Here is a 15377-nt window from a genome sequence, read left to right as displayed (position 1 = left end):
CATCAAATAGATCGGTTCTTAACAAAAACTGATGATTTCTTGCGTGTTGAGAACACCACTCCGTGATCGGGGCATGCTGTATGAGCGCTCTCCCCGATCAGCGATGCTTCCCCTCCACGCTCGTACCATTCTGGCTTCCGCCCAGGCCCCGAAGGGTGAGGGCGGATGTTCCGGGCCTGGTCGAGGCTCGACGCCTCAGAATTGAGCGGCGATGGTTCCGAAAAACTCCCGGGGCGCAGCGACGAAAAGATTGGCGTTATCATCTCCCGAAACCGAGGCCGCCCCATAGACGCCACCGATATAATCACTGTTGAACAGATTGGTGACGCCGAAAGACAGTTTCATTTCATGGGCGAACAGGATCCTGCCGAAATCATAACTCACGTTCAGGTTGGAAGTCCAATATGACGGGATGTATTCGTCATTGGTATAGGTCATGGCCCGGCGGCTTGTGTAGGTCGTATTGAAATTGAAACTCGCATGATGCCATGTATAGGTTAGATTGGCCTTGTACATGAACTTCGGGTAATAGACCTGATGCTTCCCCTTGATGCTGATGGTCGTACCGTTATAGGGAAGCGCGGAATCCTCGTAGGTCGCATTATTCCAGCTGAAACTATTGGTGATTTCCAGACCTTTGACTGGCCTGATGGCTCCCAGAACGTCTGCGCCATTCATGGTTTCGTGCCCGACATTCAGAAAGGCCGCATAGATGTTATTGGTTGGCCCGCTGGTAATTGCGGCAAGACGATTGATATAATCAGTGTGATAGAAATCGGCACTTCCGCTGAAAAATTCGGAATTGAAGCGATACCCCACCACATAATTCCAGGTTCGCTCGGGCTTGAGCGTGGCCTTGCTGGCATCGAAAACAGACTGCGCCGAATTGCTCGACGAACCGAGCCCGCCCCAGGGATTGCCCGATCCCGATTGCGTGCCGAAATCATAGGCGCGCATGTTCTCGGCGATGTCCCAGTACAGTTCGTGATGGCCGCCGAAATGCCAGTCCCAGTTGAAATGCGGCAGGAAGGCGTTGGAGGCCGTCAGACTACCTGAGGCCGGATGACTGTAATATGTGCCCCAGCTTTCCGCCAGCGCAGCAGTCTGATCGAAGCTCGTCCCGCCATGGGTGGTTTGCGTGAGCGATTTGAACCCGCCTGTGAGGGTCATGTCCCGCATCAGGTGCCAGACATCCTGAATATAGAACTGGAACGTGTTGGTATTAAAGGAATCGGCAAACCAGGTCGTTGCCTGATAGGCATAGTAGTCGCTTTTCGAATTATGGGCTGCATCTGCGCTATCCTCGTAAAGGCGCATCGGGTAATTGAAGCGGTCATTTTCGTACCACAACCCGGTCTGGATCGTATGACGACGCAACTTGATATCGAAACTCTGCGTCAGGCCGAGACGGCGCACATCGGGATGCCCTGCCTCATCGGCCATCAATGTGCCCGAGGAAGGCGAGATCAGGAACGGATTGGTCCCCTGATAGACGCCATTGGAGATATGACCGTAAGCCACGCTATGGGAGGTGACATTCGAGGCAAGGTCGAAATCTCCACGCAGGGCCGAGAGATAATTCCGCTGCTCCTGCGTTCCGTCATAGGCGAAATCGCCGACCTCGTCATTGGTGATCCCGGCAGGCAGGCCCGGTGGGATGCCACCATTTTGCGCATAATAGGCGTATTCCTTCGCCTTGGCGTAATCGGGCTTGAGATAAGTTGTGTTACGCCCAAGCAATCGCCACATATTCTTGGTGAGGCTCATAAAATTATACTGGTCGAAATTCGAATAATTGAAGATCGCGGTGATCTTTCCATGGCTGCCCACGGGCTGTACCAGCTTGAAATTGGCCTGGTGCTCCTGCTGGTCGCCAAAGCCTTTCCACAGATCCTGTGCCGTGCGGGCATAGGAAGCGTAGAACTTCGTTCCCGTCGAATTGAGAATACCGCTATCGGCACGAGCGAAGGTTCGAAACAGGTCGAAACTGCCGAATGTCTGGCTGATACGGCCTCCTGCCTTGTCCTGCGGGTCGTCGGTCGTGAAGGTCATCGCGCCGCCCAGCGTCTGGGCTGAGGGCATTTCCACCGCTCCGGCCCCCTGTGTGAGCGTCATGGAACTGATGTTTTCCTGGATCGCCATCTGGTCTACGCCCAGCCCGTTCCAGTTATGGAAGCCCTGCCCACCCATTGGGATACCGTCCATGGAGACGCCGAGCTGAGACTGGTTGAAGCCGCGGATATAAAGCGTGTTTGCCAGCGTATCGAGCCCGAACGCATCGTCAGAGGCGAAATTGGCCCCCGGTGTCGTCAGGGCCAGAATCTGCATCGGGCTTGTCCCGGCTGTGAAATGATCCATGGTCTGTCGCGTCACCATTTCTGTCGCCCCGTGCGAGGCAATACGATGCGCCGAAATCACCATTGACTCGGGTGAATCCACGATTTGGGAACGGCCGCTTCGTGTGGTCGTGCCCGAATGCCGCCTCACGCCAAGAGGACCCTGTTGACGCATCGGCCCTGGCCGCCCGGCCCGATGTCGCCGTGTCACCGTTATGTGTGGGACTGGGGCGGGGGCCTCGGACGCAAACGCCAGTCCGCTTACCTCCACCCCGTTGGGTGCCAGCCCGATAACCGTTAGGCCCGTCACTGTCAGACCAGCCAACCCTAATCCGGTCATGGTCGTTCTCGGCCGGAAAGTGACACGGACCAGCCCGAAGAGTGACACCGCGCAACGCCCCTCCCTTTTTGCACGAAGCATGATGAGGTTCCTTCCGCAGATGAGGTCAAACGATCCAAGCCGGCGGCCTTATCATTTCGATAACGATATGTGTATCAAACTATTGACGCAAGATTCGTTACATATCGTTATCGGTCAGGTCAGGTCAGGTCAGGGCTGGCTCCCGTATTGCCCGACAGCCCCTACAGGGTTTGGTGTCACGGTCGCTCTAGCCTATGCTCAAGGCTCTACGCCGACCGCCTGCCGTATCCGACCAGAGGACTCCCATGACCGAATGCACCGTCCTGTCAGGACTGAGCCGTCGCAAGGCGCTTCTCTCTCTCGCTGCAACCGGAGGTGGATTGATGGGAGCCACGCTGGCGCAGGGCGCCCCCGGCCCTGTAGCAGCCCCCAAAGCACCTGAAGGAGAACGCAAGGCCGAGCCCAACGCATCTCACCCCTCACCGGCTGACCAGCCGGGAGCTACGGCCCATCCGGTCATCCGCACGCAAAGCGATGCTTTTTATCGCCCTACCGTTCATTTCTCGCCCGAGAGCGGCTTCATGAACGACCCGAACGGGCTCATTTTTGATAACGGCGTTTTCCACCTCTATTATCAGTTCGATCCGTTTTCTCCCTATGCTGGCCATGTGCATTGGGGCCATGCCACAAGCCCGGATCTGCTCGTGTGGCAGGATCAGCCAATCGCGCTGAACGAGACGAAGGACGGAGAGGCGTTCACGGGATGCGCCGTACTGGATGTGCGCAACAGTTCGGGCCTGTTCCCCGAGGGCAAGAGCGGACTCGTCGCGCTCTATACGCGAGCGACCCCGAAAAAACAGACGCAGTTTCTCGCCGTCAGTGAGGATGACGGCCAGAGCTTCAGGGATATTCCGCATAACCCGGTGCTGGATATCGGGAGCAATTCCTTTCGTGACCCCAAGGTTTTCTTCCATATCCCCACGGGGCAATGGGTCATGGTGGTAGCCAAGGCACGGCTGCACCAGATCGCGTTCTACGCCTCGATCGACTTGCAGCACTGGGTGCATCTGAGCGATTTCGGCCCATCGGGTCTGTTCGGGGTCGATTACGAATGCCCGAACCTGATCGAGATCCCGGTCGAGGGTGGTGGGTCGCGCTGGGTGCTGTTCATCTCGGTCAATCCGGGCGGTCCAACCGGCGGCAGCATCACCCAATATTTCGTGGGCAGCTTCGATGGCAGCCATTTCACCCCGGACGATACAGTGATTGGCCTGACCGATTTTGCAAAGGACGCCTATGCCCTTCAGGTCTATGAGAACATGCCGGGCACTCAGGCTGTCTCCATCGCCTGGCTGGGCAATTGGCAATATTGTCAGGAACTCCCGACACAGAGCTGGCGCGGCTGCATGACCCTGCCGCGCCTCATGACGCTCCGACATGACTCCTCAGGGTGGCTGCGCCTTGCCCAAGCGCCGCGCGGGCTCGAAACCCTGCGCGAGGCCCCGGTTTCCTTTACCTGCAGGAGACTGGCCGCCGGGGCGAGCGCGTCTGTCCAACTGCCGCTGGGTGTCGCGCTCGAGTTGACCCTGAGCGCGACGGTCGATCAGATGCCCCCCAATCTCCCCCTGGGTGACAAAGGACGCACCGGGCGCTTCGTGATCGTATTCGGCAATGACATGGGAGAGAGCCTGACCATCGGCTTCGATGCCTTCAGCGGTCAACTCTGGATTGACCGGGCTGATCTGAATGGCTTCAAGCAGCCTTTCTTCACCGGACAGTTCTCGACCCCTCTCAATCCCGACGACCGGCATTTCGATATCAGGCTCGTACTCGATGCCTGTACGCTCGAGGTTTTCGCCAATGGCGGCCTCTCTGTCGGGACCGCCCTTCTCTTTCCGGCCAATCCTCTGACTTTCCTGAAGCTGGAGGCGACGGGGACCGGAGCAAGCATCGAGACGCTGGGGCTCTACCGCCTGAAGAAAGTGATGCCGCGTCAGACCGCACTTTGAGCCTGTTGCAGGCCTGAACAGAGCCTACGGCCTGTGGTAAGGCCCTACAGACGCCCCTGACCGGAGTATCCTGACCCGATGTCTTTCACCACCTGTCTACTCGTCATGCTCGGCGGCGCTATCGGCACGCTTGGCCGCTACCTGATGTCGGTTGCGACAGCCCCTTATAGCCGCGCCATGCCTTGGGGGACGATCCTCGCCATCAACACGCTAGGGTCCTTCGTGATCGGCTTTTTCGGCACGCTGACGCTCGCCCATGGCCGCTTTCCGGTTTCGGAAAACATGCGCCTGTTCGTGATGGTTGGTATCTGTGGCGGCTATACGACTTTCTCGTCCTTCAGCCTCCAGACCCTGGACCTGCTGCGCGCCGACGCGCTGGGACGTGCACTGGCCAATATCCTGCTTTCAGCCGTGCTCTGCGTTGGCGCCGTATCGCTTGGACATCTCGCCGCATCCAAGCTCAATGCCGGCGCCTTTCAGATCGCGCAGAACGAGACCGAAGAAGACGCCTGAGGCGAAAGCCTAGCCTGCAGGCCGGCGCCCTCCCTTTGGCACAAGGGCTCAGGCGGAAAGCGCCTCGAAGCGCGCCGTCTGCTCATCGCAGCGATAGAAATCCGCCATCGGGTAGGGCTGACGTGCCAGAGTGGCGACCGCATCGATCACGCGATCAACCTTCTCATCACTCATCAACACGCTGAAATTAAGCCGGGTCCAGCCCGGCTTGTCGATTTCATGCCCGGAGAGGATTGCGCGCCGCAGAATATCCGAAGCCGGGGCGTCGATGGAAAGCAATCGGTGGGCATAAGGTCCGGCGCAAGCACAGCCGCCACGCGCCTGGATGCCGTAGCAGTCCGACAAAAGCCTGGTGAAAAGCTGCTGGTGGATGTGCCCGCCGCGCTGGGAATCCTTGATACGCATGGAGAAAATGGGGAGAGCGGGTATCGCGGGGGATGCGCCGATCAGGTCGATTTCCGGCACGTTGCTCCAGGCCGCATAGGCGCGCTCGCGCAGAGCCGCATGACGTGCATCCATGACATCCTGCCCGATCGCCTCCTTCACGAGGAACGCGAGGGCGGCACGGATATCGCCCACGACATTGGGCGTCCCCGCCTCCTCACGGTCGCTCACGCGGTCGGAGTAATCATGCCCCCAGGGCGAGACGAAGCGGACCGTACCACCGCCTGGCAGGCTGGGACGCGCGATCGCCACGGCCTCATCACGCACGATCATAACCCCAGAAGCACCAGGCCCGCCGATGAACTTGTGGGACGAGATCACGACCGCATCCTTCTGGGCAGGTGTGCCCGCTGCCATATCGATCACCAGATACGGGCCACCCCCGGCATAGTCCCACACCGAGCGCGCGCCGTGGGCATTCAGAAGGCGCGTGACCGCATCCACATCGGTGAGGATTCCCGTGACATTCGATGCGGCTGAAAAAGCCCCGACGATCAGCCTGTCTGCACCTGCCTCGGAAAGCACGGTTTCCAGCATCGCCAGATCGGGACCGCCCAGCGGACCTTCCGCGATCTCGATGATCTCGGCGCCGCTTTCGCGCCAGGGCAGAATATTGGAATGATGCTCGTAAGGGCCGATGATCACGAGCGGGGTGCGTCCCTCCGCCACGCTCTGGGCGACGCCCATGAGGCTGACGAGACGATTGATCCCCGCCGTAGCGCCCGATCCGGTGAAGACAACGCTATATCCTGCGGGAGCCTTGCACAGCCGGGCGATCTGGGCGCGGGCCGAGGCGCGCAGGCGCGTCATCATACGCCCGCAATAGGATGCCTGGGTGTGGCTGTTGGCGTAATAGGGCAGCACCTGGGTCAGCATGAAGTTCTCGACCTGGAGCAGAGCGCGTCCGGACGCCACATAATCGGCATAAACCAATGGATGATCACCAAAGGGTCCCGGGACCGCCACCCCCTCACCAATCACCCCTTTGCGCAGCGCCTCGATACCGCCGGCGCCACCGAGCGAGCGGGCAAATTCATCGAGACAGGTATCGGGGTCGAACATCGGGGCAGCTCCTGAAGGGGATAAGCCACGATAGAGCGATTAAACCGGGAAAACCTTCCCTATCTACACCGCGATTAGCGCTATCTTTCTATCAAATGATCTGTTTTTGTGGTTTTCATGGATCATATTGATAAGGCACTCCTGCGCGCCCTCCAACAGAATGCCGCGCTCTCGCAACGTGATCTGGCCGAGAAGGTCGGGCTTTCGCAAAATGCCTGCTGGCGTCGGCTCCATGCCCTGCGCGCTGCCGGGGTGATCGAGGGCGAGACGATACGCCTCTCGCAAGAGGCTGTCGGGCTCGGGGTCACGGTATTCGTGATGGTGCGTACGCGCTTCCATTCCCGTGACTGGCTCAGCCAGTTTCGGGAGGCTGTGCTCTCCATCCCCCATATCGTCGATTTCCACCGCCTGGCCGGGGATTACGATTACATGCTCAAGATTGTGGCCAAGGACATGAATGCCTTTGATGGCATCTACCAGACCCTTATCAGCAAGGTCGAACTGGATACGGTGACCTCCTATCTCTCGATGGAGGCCATCGCCAATAACCGGGACATGCCCGTCTGATGAAGAGGCAGGCGACTATCGGGGCACCGCCTGCCTTCGTCAGGTTCAGCCGCCCTCAGGCTTCGTGATCAGCTCGAACAAGAGCACGGATCGACCCGTGACCGTATAGATCTGCTCCTGGGCAAAATGCTCATCCTCCAGAGCGGCACCGTCATCCGGGCGGTTCGTATCGAGCAGGAGCTTCCAGTCCTCGCCTTCCGCCTTGGGCAGGGCGAACTCGACGACATCGTGCCAGCTATTGAGGATGATCAGAAGCGTTGCATCGCCACCGCGCCGCATGATGCCACTCATCTGCGCACGGCCATCGAGCATCAGCCCGAAACATTGCGCCAGTGACCACTCATCCTGGTGCATCTCGCTTCCCGACGCGCTGACCCAGGTAAGCTCCTTCACATCGAGATCGGGGTTATACGCCTCGGTCAGGAAGCGTGAACGACGCAGAATGGGAAAGCGACGACGCAATTCGAGCAGGCGTGAGGTAAATTTGGAAAGGCGCGCGCCCTCCTCGGAAATGCTCCAATTGACCCAGGAGATGTCGTTATTCTGACAATAGGCGTTGTTGTTGCCCCCTTGCGTGCGCCCGAACTCATCCCCCGCAAGGATCATAGGTGTGCCTTGGGAAAAGATCAGGGTCGCCAGCATGTTACGGCACTGCCGCCAGCGTATGGCATTGATCTCGGCGTCTTCGGTGGGCCCTTCCGCGCCATAATTATAGGAGCGGTTATCCGAGGTCCCATCCTTGCCGTCTTCGCCATTCGCCTCATTGTGTTTCTCATTATAGGACACACAATCGAGCAGGGTGAATCCGTCATGGGCCGTGATGAAGTTGACGCTTGCCCAGGCCTGACGACCGGAATGGTTGAACATGTCCGGACTGCCGAGCAGACGCGGTGCCAAAACATCGGCCTTGGCCTCGCCGCGCCAGAAATCACGCACTGTATCGCGGAACTTGTCATTCCATTCCGCCCAGCCCGGTGGGAAATGCCCCACCTGATACCCGCCCGGACCGACATCCCAGGGCTCGGCGATCATCTTCAGATGAGTCAGCGTTGGATCCTGACGGCAGATGCGCAGGAACCCGGACTCACTGTCGAAGCCATCAAGTTCACGGGCCAGAATTGTTCCGAGATCGAAGCGGAATCCGTCAACGCCGATCTCATTTGCCCAGTAACGTAAACTATCGACAACGAACTGTATTGGAGCAAGCTTGGTGAGATTGAAGGTATTACCTGTTCCCGTATCGTTTATGTAGAATCTCTTATTGTCCGGCATCAGGCGATAATAGGATGCGTTGTCCAACCCCTTGAATGACAGGGTCGGGCCGAGTTCGTTGCCTTCTGCTGTGTGATTATAGACAACGTCCATGATCACTTCGATCCCGGCCTCATGATAGGCCGCGATCATGCGTCGGACCTCCGAGATCGCATCGTCCTGATCGGCGGCATAGCGGGTGTCAGGCGCAAAGAAGCCGATGGTGTTGTAGCCCCAGTAGTTCGTAAGCCCCTTATCGACCAGATATTCGTCCGCTACGAAGCTCTGAATCGGCAGCAACTCGATAGCCGTGACCCCGACCGATTTCAGATGCTCGATCACATGGCGATTGGCCAGACCGGCATAGGTCCCGCGCAGGCGACGCGGAACACGCGGATGGTTGAGCGTGTAGCCTCGGACATGGGTCTCATACACCACCGTGTCGGACCAACGCGTTCCGAGCGGGCGCAGATGCTGGGCCGCCGGATCAGTGATCACGCATTTGGGGATGTACCGTGCACTGTCGCGCTCATCGAAGCTCAGATCCTTGTCGGCATGGCCGAGCTGGTAACCGAACAGGGCCGGATTCCATTCGATCTCTCCGAAATGCTCGCGAGCATAGGGATCGAGAAGCAGCTTGTTGGGATTGAAGCGATGTCCTTCATCAGGCTCGTAAGGTCCATGGACGCGCAGCCCGTAAAGCTGGCCGGGACGCAGATCCGGGATCCAGCCGTGAAAAACCTGATCCGTATATTCCGGGAGCCTGATCCGGTCCGTCTCGCGCTCGCCATTCTGGTCGAACAGACAGACATCCACCGCCTCGGCATTGGCCGAGAACACGGCGAAGTTCACGCCCTTGCCGTCATAAACGGCACCGCGTTCGGCGGGGCTCCCTTCCTTCAGGCGTTTTGCAAAGGAATCACTCATGATTTTCTTTCCATCCTGACCCGTTGCGCCAGGCTTTTCACAGATCGAGCCGGGACAACGTGAGGCCTAACGCTCCGGGATGGATTAGAGTTGATAACATAAACGCGAGCGGATAACGATTTTAGCTCCCCCGCGTTCCACAAGTATTAACATACGTTTTTCCTGCGAATTCTTCCGCAAATGCCTAAAGATGAGGCTCGCCATGCCGACAGACCAGATCGTTGCGATTCCGACAGATCTGCAGCTCCTTTCCGTTTCGGCAGAGATGTTCCCCTTCGTGAAGACCGGAGGACTCGGGGACGTGGCAGCCTCGCTGCCCGTCGCGTTGCGTCATCACGGCGTACGGACCCGAACGATTCTGCCCGGCTATCGCGCGGTCATGAGCGCCCTGGTCCAGAAGACCGAGGCCTATGTGTTTCATGACATGCTGGGGTATCGCGCCACGGTATGGGAGGGGACGGCGCATGGCCATCATCTTTATGCTGTCGATGTGCCGGAGCTTTTCGATCGGCCCGGCGGCCCCTATCTCGGCCCCGACGGCCGCGACTGGCCGGACAATGACATCCGTTTTGCCGTGCTCTCGCGCGTAGCAGCCTGCATTGCTCAGGGCTGCCTGCCCAACTGGCGCCCTGATGCCGTCATGACCCATGACTGGCAGGCCGGGCTCGTTCCTGCCTATCTGCGCTATGACGAACTGCCCGCGCCGCCCGTGGCTCATGTGATTCACAACATGGCGTTCCAGGGGCTTTTCCCGCGCGAACTTCTGCCGCGCATCGGCCTGCCCGAGCGGGCTTTCGCCGTCGACGGTGTCGAATTCTATGGCAAGGTCGGGTACATGAAAGCGGCGCTGCAGATCGCCGATCGCCTGATCACCGTGTCACCCACCTATGCCGAAGAGATTCAGACCGCAGAGAACGGTATGGGGCTTGAGGGCCTGCTGAGCGCCCGAGCCGGCGCCCTGCATGGCATCTTGAACGGCATCGATCTGCATGACTGGAATTCGCTGACCGACCCCGCCGTGATCTTCCCTTATGCCATTGGTGATATCGCCGGTCGTCGCGCCAACAAACGCGTCTTTCAGGCAGAGTTCGGCCTACCCCAGGACCCCAATGCCATGCTTCTCGGGATTGTCAGCCGTCTGACCCGGCAGAAGGGCGTCGATATCCTTGCCGAGATCGCCCCACGCCTTTTCCAGGCCAATATCCAGCTCGCCGTTGTTGGCGTGGGCGATGCCGACATCATGCAGTCCTTCCGCGCCCTGCAACTTGCCTATCCTCGAAATCTTGTCTGTCATCTTCGCTATGATGAGACGCTGGGTCACCGCCTGCATTCCGCGGTGGACGCCTCACTTATTCCGTCGCGCTTCGAGCCTTGTGGCCTGACCCAGCTTCATGCTCTGCGCTATGGGTCCGTGCCGATCGCCGCCCGCGTGGGCGGTCTGACTGACACGATTGTCGATGCAAATGCCGCAGCCATCGAGGAGGGCGTGGCCAATGGCATCCTGTTCTCCCCGACGCAGGCAGATGCACTGTATCGCGCCATCAAGCACGGCAAGAAGCTGTTCAGACAGAAATCTGTCTGGGCACGCCTGCAGCGAAACGGGTCTCTGCATGACGTATCCTGGCATGGCAAAGCCGCGCATTACGCCCGGCTGCTGCTCGAGATGACGGGCCGCGCGCCCGTACGCATCGTAGGGGACAGCGATATCGCCCCGCGCCTGAGCGACATGGGCATGCCTCTGAGCCCGAATACCTCGTTCACCCGTACGGCCAGAATGCCGCAAAGCCGTCCCCGCAACCCAGGGCTTGGCCGGACGGACCTGCCCCGCTTCGGCACCAATGCCTGACGCTCCGTTTTCTGACGTAGACTTTTTCGAGGCGAGACGCTCCATTCCATGACCGACACCACACTGACACAGGTGACTGAGAAATCCCCCAAGCCTCAGGAGCAGGGCTTGATCGACGCGATCGTCGAGGGGCGCTGCCACGACCCTTTCTCCTATCTGGGCCGCCACCGGGAAGGCCGGGGCAATATCGTCCGCGTTTTCTATCCTGACGCGGTCGAGGTGCGCCTTGTCGCCGAACGAAAAGGCAAGCCACCGCTCGAAAAGAAGATGGAGCGCATCGACGAGCGCGGCATCTATGCGGCAACGATCAGCCTTCAGGCCCCGCGCTATAGCCTGCGCATTCTCTGGGCTGATGGGTGGCAGGAAACCCATGATCCTTACAGCTTCGGTACGCTGATCGGCGATCTGGATCTCTACCTGTTTTCCGAGGGTAATCACCGCGATATCGACCAGATCATGGGCGCGCATATTGCGGAAGTCGACGGTGTCGCAGGTGTGCGCTTCAGCGTCTGGGCACCCAACGCCCTGCGGGTTTCCGTCATCGGAGATTTCAACATCTGGGATGGCCGCCGTCATCCGATGCGCCTGCGCCACAGCGCGGGTATCTGGGAGCTTTTCGTACCCGGAATCGGCTCGGGCGAGCGCTACAAATTCGAGATCATGGCGCAGAACGGCACCGTTCTGCCTGCCAAGGCCGATCCTTATGCGCGCTACGCCGAGTTACCGCCTGCAACCGCGTCCATCGTTGCACCCCCGCTGGAGCATCACTGGGAAGATCAAGACTGGATGGCCAAACGCGCCAGCCGTCAGGGGCTTGAAGCGCCGATCTCGATCTATGAATTGCATGTGCCTTCGTGGCAGCGGATCAATTCCCCCACCGGCTACATCAGCTGGAACGATCTGGGCGATCGGCTGATTCCCTATATCAAGGATCTGGGCTTCACCCATATTGAGCTCATGCCGATCACCGAATATCCGTTTTCCGGGTCCTGGGGGTATCAACCCCTCAGCATGTACGCGCCGACATCGCGTCACGGTACCCCTGCGGAATTCGCCCGCTTTGTGGATCGATGCCATCAGGCCTCTATCGGGGTCATCATTGACTGGGTACCGGCGCATTTTCCAACGGATGCGCATGGGCTCGCCCTGTTCGACGGGACACATCTCTATGAGCATTCCGATCCGAAGGAAGGCTATCATCAGGACTGGCACACCCTGATCTATAATTTCGGCAGGACCGAAATACGCAATTTCCTGACTGGAAGCGCACTCTACTGGCTGCGCAATTTCCACGTGGACGGACTGCGCGTGGATGCCGTTGCTTCGATGCTCTACCGCGATTACAGCCGCAAGGATGGGGAGTGGTGCCCGAACATCTATGGGGGGCGTGAAAATCTCGAGGCCGTCAACTTTATGCGTGAGTTGTCAGGGATTGTGCGGGATTACTGTCATGATGCGATGCTCATCGCCGAGGAATCCACTGCATGGCCAGGCGTCACGGCACCGCCCGAGATTGGCGGGCTGGGCTTTCGCTACAAGTGGAACATGGGCTGGATGCATGACACGCTACGCTATATGCAGCAGGACCCACTCTGGCGCCGGTATCACGGTTCCGACGTCACCTTCGGGATGATCTATGCGTATACCGAGCATTTCATCCTGCCCCTTTCGCATGACGAGGTGGTGCACGGCAAAGGCTCACTCCTGTCGCGCATGCCGGGCGATGACTGGCGCAGACACGCCAATCTGCGCGCCTATTACGCACTCATGTGGGCCTATCCCGGCAAGAAACTCCTCTTCATGGGGGGCGAATTTGCCCAATGGGAAGAGTGGCACAATGACCGCGAGCTTGCCTGGCACCGGATGAACGACAAGCTCGGACGCGGCGTCTTCGAGACGATGCGGGCGCTCAATGGCCTGTATCAGAGCGAGCGTGCTCTCTCGTCGCGTGATTTTCAGCATGACGGCTTTCGCTGGGTCATCGCTGACGACACCGAGAACACCGTGTTTGCCTGGCTGCGCCAGGCCCCTGATGCCGATCCTGTCCTTGTTGTCTGCAACATGACGCCGGTGGTGCATCATGATTATCGCATCGGCGTTCCGATGGGTGGAGACTGGGTTGAGAGGCTCAATACCGATCAGGATCTCTTTGGTGGTTCAGGCATCGTTCATGAGGGGCCAATCACGGCATCGCGAGAATCTGCGCATGGGATGGAACATTCTCTCGTTCTGACGCTTCCACCCCTCGCCGTCATGTATCTCATGCCCAGACGGGGCTGAACTTCCCTTTTCAGGAGGCACCGATGCCGCAAGGATATCTTTACGAGACCCAATTCGGTGCCATCCCCCAGAGCGACGGAACCACGCGTTTCTCGCTCTGGGCTCCTTCCTGCGAGAGCGTGTCGCTCGAAATCGAGAATGATGCTCCCCAGCCCTTGGATCGCGATGCCGAGGGCGTTTTCAGCCTCATAGCCTCCTGCCCTGCTGGTGCACGGTATCGCTACAGGATCCGCGGGGACCTCGCCGTTCCCGACCCGGCAAGCCGGTTTCAGCCAGAAGGCGTTCACGGCCCGAGCGTCGTGACCGATCCGAGCGGCTATGTCTGGCGCAGCACGCGCTGGGCGGGACGCCCCTGGCAGGAAGCCGTCATTTATGAACTCCATGCAGGCCTGATGGGCGGATTTGACGGTGTCCGCGACCGACTGGATGAGCTTAAGGCGCTCGGTATCACTGCTATCGAGATCATGCCGGTCAACAGCTTTGGCGGCACCCGAAACTGGGGATATGATGGCGTCTTGCCCTATGCCCCTACGGCGGCTTATGGCGAGCCCGACTCACTCAAGCACTTGATCGATACAGCCCATGAAAAGGGGCTCATGGTCATTCTCGACGTGGTCTATAACCATTTCGGCCCTGACGGGAACTTCCTGCACGAATATGCCGAAGCGTTTTTCGATCACGAGAACAATTCAAGCTGGGGCACAGGAATTGCCTTCGCCAAGCCGGAGGTCGCGACCTTCTTCATCGATAACGTCCTGTACTGGTTGATGGAGTTCCGCTTCGACGGTGTCCGCATCGACGCGGCCTCGGCGATTACCGACCACGCGTGGTTCGGCAAGCTGCGCGACAAGGTACGGGAGGTGGTCGAGCCCGGCCGCCAGGTCCATCTCATTCTGGAAAACGAGAACAACGATGCCGGGTTGTTGCGCGACGGGTTCACGGCCCAGTGGAATGATGACGGCCATAACGTTCTGCACGTCATGCTGACAGGAGAAAAGGAGGGCTATTATGAAATGTTCGCTGATAACCCGACTGAAATCCTTGCTCGCGTCCTGCAGGAGGGCTTTGCCTATCAGGGCGAGATGAACCCTTATTCGGGCAAGAAGCGTGGCATGCCGAGCGGCGACCTCCCTGCCTCCAAATTCATCCTGTTTCTGCAGAACCACGATCAGACCGGTAACCGGGCGCTCGGGGAGCGCCTCATTTCACTCGCCTCACCCGACGCCGTTCATGCGGCTTATGCGCTTTTGCTCCTGAGCCCGATGGTGCCCATGCTCTTCATGGGAGAGGAATGGGGATGCCGTACGCCATTCCTGTTCTTCTGCGACTTCCAGGGGGATCTGGCCGATGCTGTCCGTGAAGGGCGACGCAAGGAATTCGCCAAATTTTCGTCGTTCCAAGACCCGGAAAAGCGCAAAAGCATCCCGGATCCAAATGCGCTCTCAACCTTCGATCGGTCTCGCCCTGACCGGGAGGAACGGGCGACGCTGGATGGGCGTATCTGGCTCGACCGGACCCACACACTTCTGGGCCTGCGCAAGCGCCACCTCGTGCCCCGGCTTACCGATGTCCATAGTCTGGGCGCAACCATAATCGGCGATAAATCGGTACTCGCGCGCTGGAAGCTCGATGATGGCTCCATTCTCTCGATAGCGCTCAACCTGTCCGATCGCGAAACCTGCAGGATCAATGAACCGGACCAGCTTCTCTATAGCTCTGCCACCAGACGGGCAGTAGACACAGTCCCACCTGGCAGCCTCGTCGCCGGTCTGGAGTCATGA

General features: G+C 59.1%; 9 protein-coding genes. 6 read left to right on the top strand and 3 right to left on the bottom strand.

Going from position 1 to position 15377, the window contains the following annotated elements:
- Window positions 1–195: 195 nt before the first annotated feature.
- Window positions 196–2421 carry a TonB-dependent receptor domain-containing protein gene (locus WFJ47_RS09420; protein ID WP_336762674.1) on the bottom strand — a complete coding sequence of 742 codons (2226 nt, stop codon included), beginning with the start codon at window positions 2419–2421 and terminating at the stop codon, window positions 196–198.
- Between the two features lie 581 nt (window positions 2422–3002).
- Between WFJ47_RS09420 and WFJ47_RS09415 the strand changes: the two genes are divergently transcribed.
- Together WFJ47_RS09415 and crcB are read left to right on the top strand one after the other, a co-directional pair.
- Window positions 3003–4706, top strand: a complete 1704-nt coding sequence (locus WFJ47_RS09415) for a glycoside hydrolase family 32 protein (RefSeq protein ID WP_336762551.1) — start codon at window positions 3003–3005, stop codon at window positions 4704–4706.
- Window positions 4707–4784: 78 nt separating this feature from the next.
- Window positions 4785–5219 carry a fluoride efflux transporter CrcB gene (gene crcB, locus WFJ47_RS09410; RefSeq protein ID WP_127103223.1) on the top strand — a complete coding sequence of 145 codons (435 nt, stop codon included), beginning with the start codon at window positions 4785–4787 and terminating at the stop codon, window positions 5217–5219.
- A gap of 48 nt (window positions 5220–5267) precedes the next feature.
- Here crcB and WFJ47_RS09405 read toward each other — a convergent pair whose 3' ends face one another.
- Window positions 5268–6725, bottom strand: a complete 1458-nt coding sequence (locus WFJ47_RS09405; RefSeq protein ID WP_336762550.1) for an aminotransferase class V-fold PLP-dependent enzyme — start codon at window positions 6723–6725, stop codon at window positions 5268–5270.
- Window positions 6726–6842: 117 nt separating this feature from the next.
- Here WFJ47_RS09405 and WFJ47_RS09400 point away from each other — a divergent pair, with 117 nt between their 5' ends.
- A complete protein-coding gene (locus WFJ47_RS09400; RefSeq protein WP_336762548.1) occupies window positions 6843–7292 on the top strand; it encodes an Lrp/AsnC family transcriptional regulator in 450 nt (149 codons plus the stop codon).
- A 45-nt stretch (window positions 7293–7337) separates the two neighbouring features.
- On the opposite strand, the gene glgX is transcribed toward WFJ47_RS09400, so the two are convergent.
- A complete protein-coding gene (gene glgX, locus WFJ47_RS09395; RefSeq protein ID WP_336762546.1) occupies window positions 7338–9470 on the bottom strand; it encodes a glycogen debranching protein GlgX in 2133 nt (710 codons plus the stop codon).
- A 202-nt stretch (window positions 9471–9672) separates the two neighbouring features.
- Here glgX and glgA point away from each other — a divergent pair, with 202 nt between their 5' ends.
- Genes glgA through treZ form a run of 3 tightly spaced genes read left to right on the top strand, consistent with a single transcriptional unit; the run spans window position 9673 to window position 15377 of the window.
- Window positions 9673–11316 (top strand): glycogen synthase GlgA, encoded by a 1644-nt coding sequence (gene glgA / locus WFJ47_RS09390; RefSeq protein WP_336762544.1) that lies wholly within the window; start codon window positions 9673–9675, stop codon window positions 11314–11316.
- 48 nt (window positions 11317–11364) lie between these two features.
- Window positions 11365–13596, top strand: a complete 2232-nt coding sequence (gene glgB, locus WFJ47_RS09385) for a 1,4-alpha-glucan branching protein GlgB (protein ID WP_336762542.1) — start codon at window positions 11365–11367, stop codon at window positions 13594–13596.
- A 23-nt stretch (window positions 13597–13619) separates the two neighbouring features.
- Entirely contained in the window at window positions 13620–15377 is a 1758-nt protein-coding gene (gene treZ, locus WFJ47_RS09380) for a malto-oligosyltrehalose trehalohydrolase (RefSeq protein WP_336762540.1), read from the top strand.

Source organism: Asaia sp. VD9 (assembly GCF_037150015.1).
Classification (GTDB): Bacteria; Pseudomonadota; Alphaproteobacteria; order Acetobacterales; family Acetobacteraceae; genus Asaia.
The sequence above is the reverse complement of the archived record's forward strand: the minus strand, read 5'-3'. Positions and strand labels throughout refer to the sequence as shown.

Coding starts and splice junctions, on each gene's coding strand:
- WFJ47_RS09420 (WP_336762674.1), bottom strand. CDS start 2,421: ATGGTGATTTCGGCGCATCGTATTGCCTCGCACGGGGCGACAGAAATG.
- WFJ47_RS09415 (WP_336762551.1), top strand. CDS start 3,003: ATGACCGAATGCACCGTCCTGTCAGGACTGAGCCGTCGCAAGGCGCTT.
- crcB (WP_127103223.1), top strand. CDS start 4,785: ATGTCTTTCACCACCTGTCTACTCGTCATGCTCGGCGGCGCTATCGGC.
- WFJ47_RS09405 (WP_336762550.1), bottom strand. CDS start 6,725: ATGTTCGACCCCGATACCTGTCTCGATGAATTTGCCCGCTCGCTCGGT.
- WFJ47_RS09400 (WP_336762548.1), top strand. CDS start 6,843: ATGGATCATATTGATAAGGCACTCCTGCGCGCCCTCCAACAGAATGCC.
- glgX (WP_336762546.1), bottom strand. CDS start 9,470: ATGAGTGATTCCTTTGCAAAACGCCTGAAGGAAGGGAGCCCCGCCGAA.
- glgA (WP_336762544.1), top strand. CDS start 9,673: ATGCCGACAGACCAGATCGTTGCGATTCCGACAGATCTGCAGCTCCTT.
- glgB (WP_336762542.1), top strand. CDS start 11,365: ATGACCGACACCACACTGACACAGGTGACTGAGAAATCCCCCAAGCCT.
- treZ (WP_336762540.1), top strand. CDS start 13,620: ATGCCGCAAGGATATCTTTACGAGACCCAATTCGGTGCCATCCCCCAG.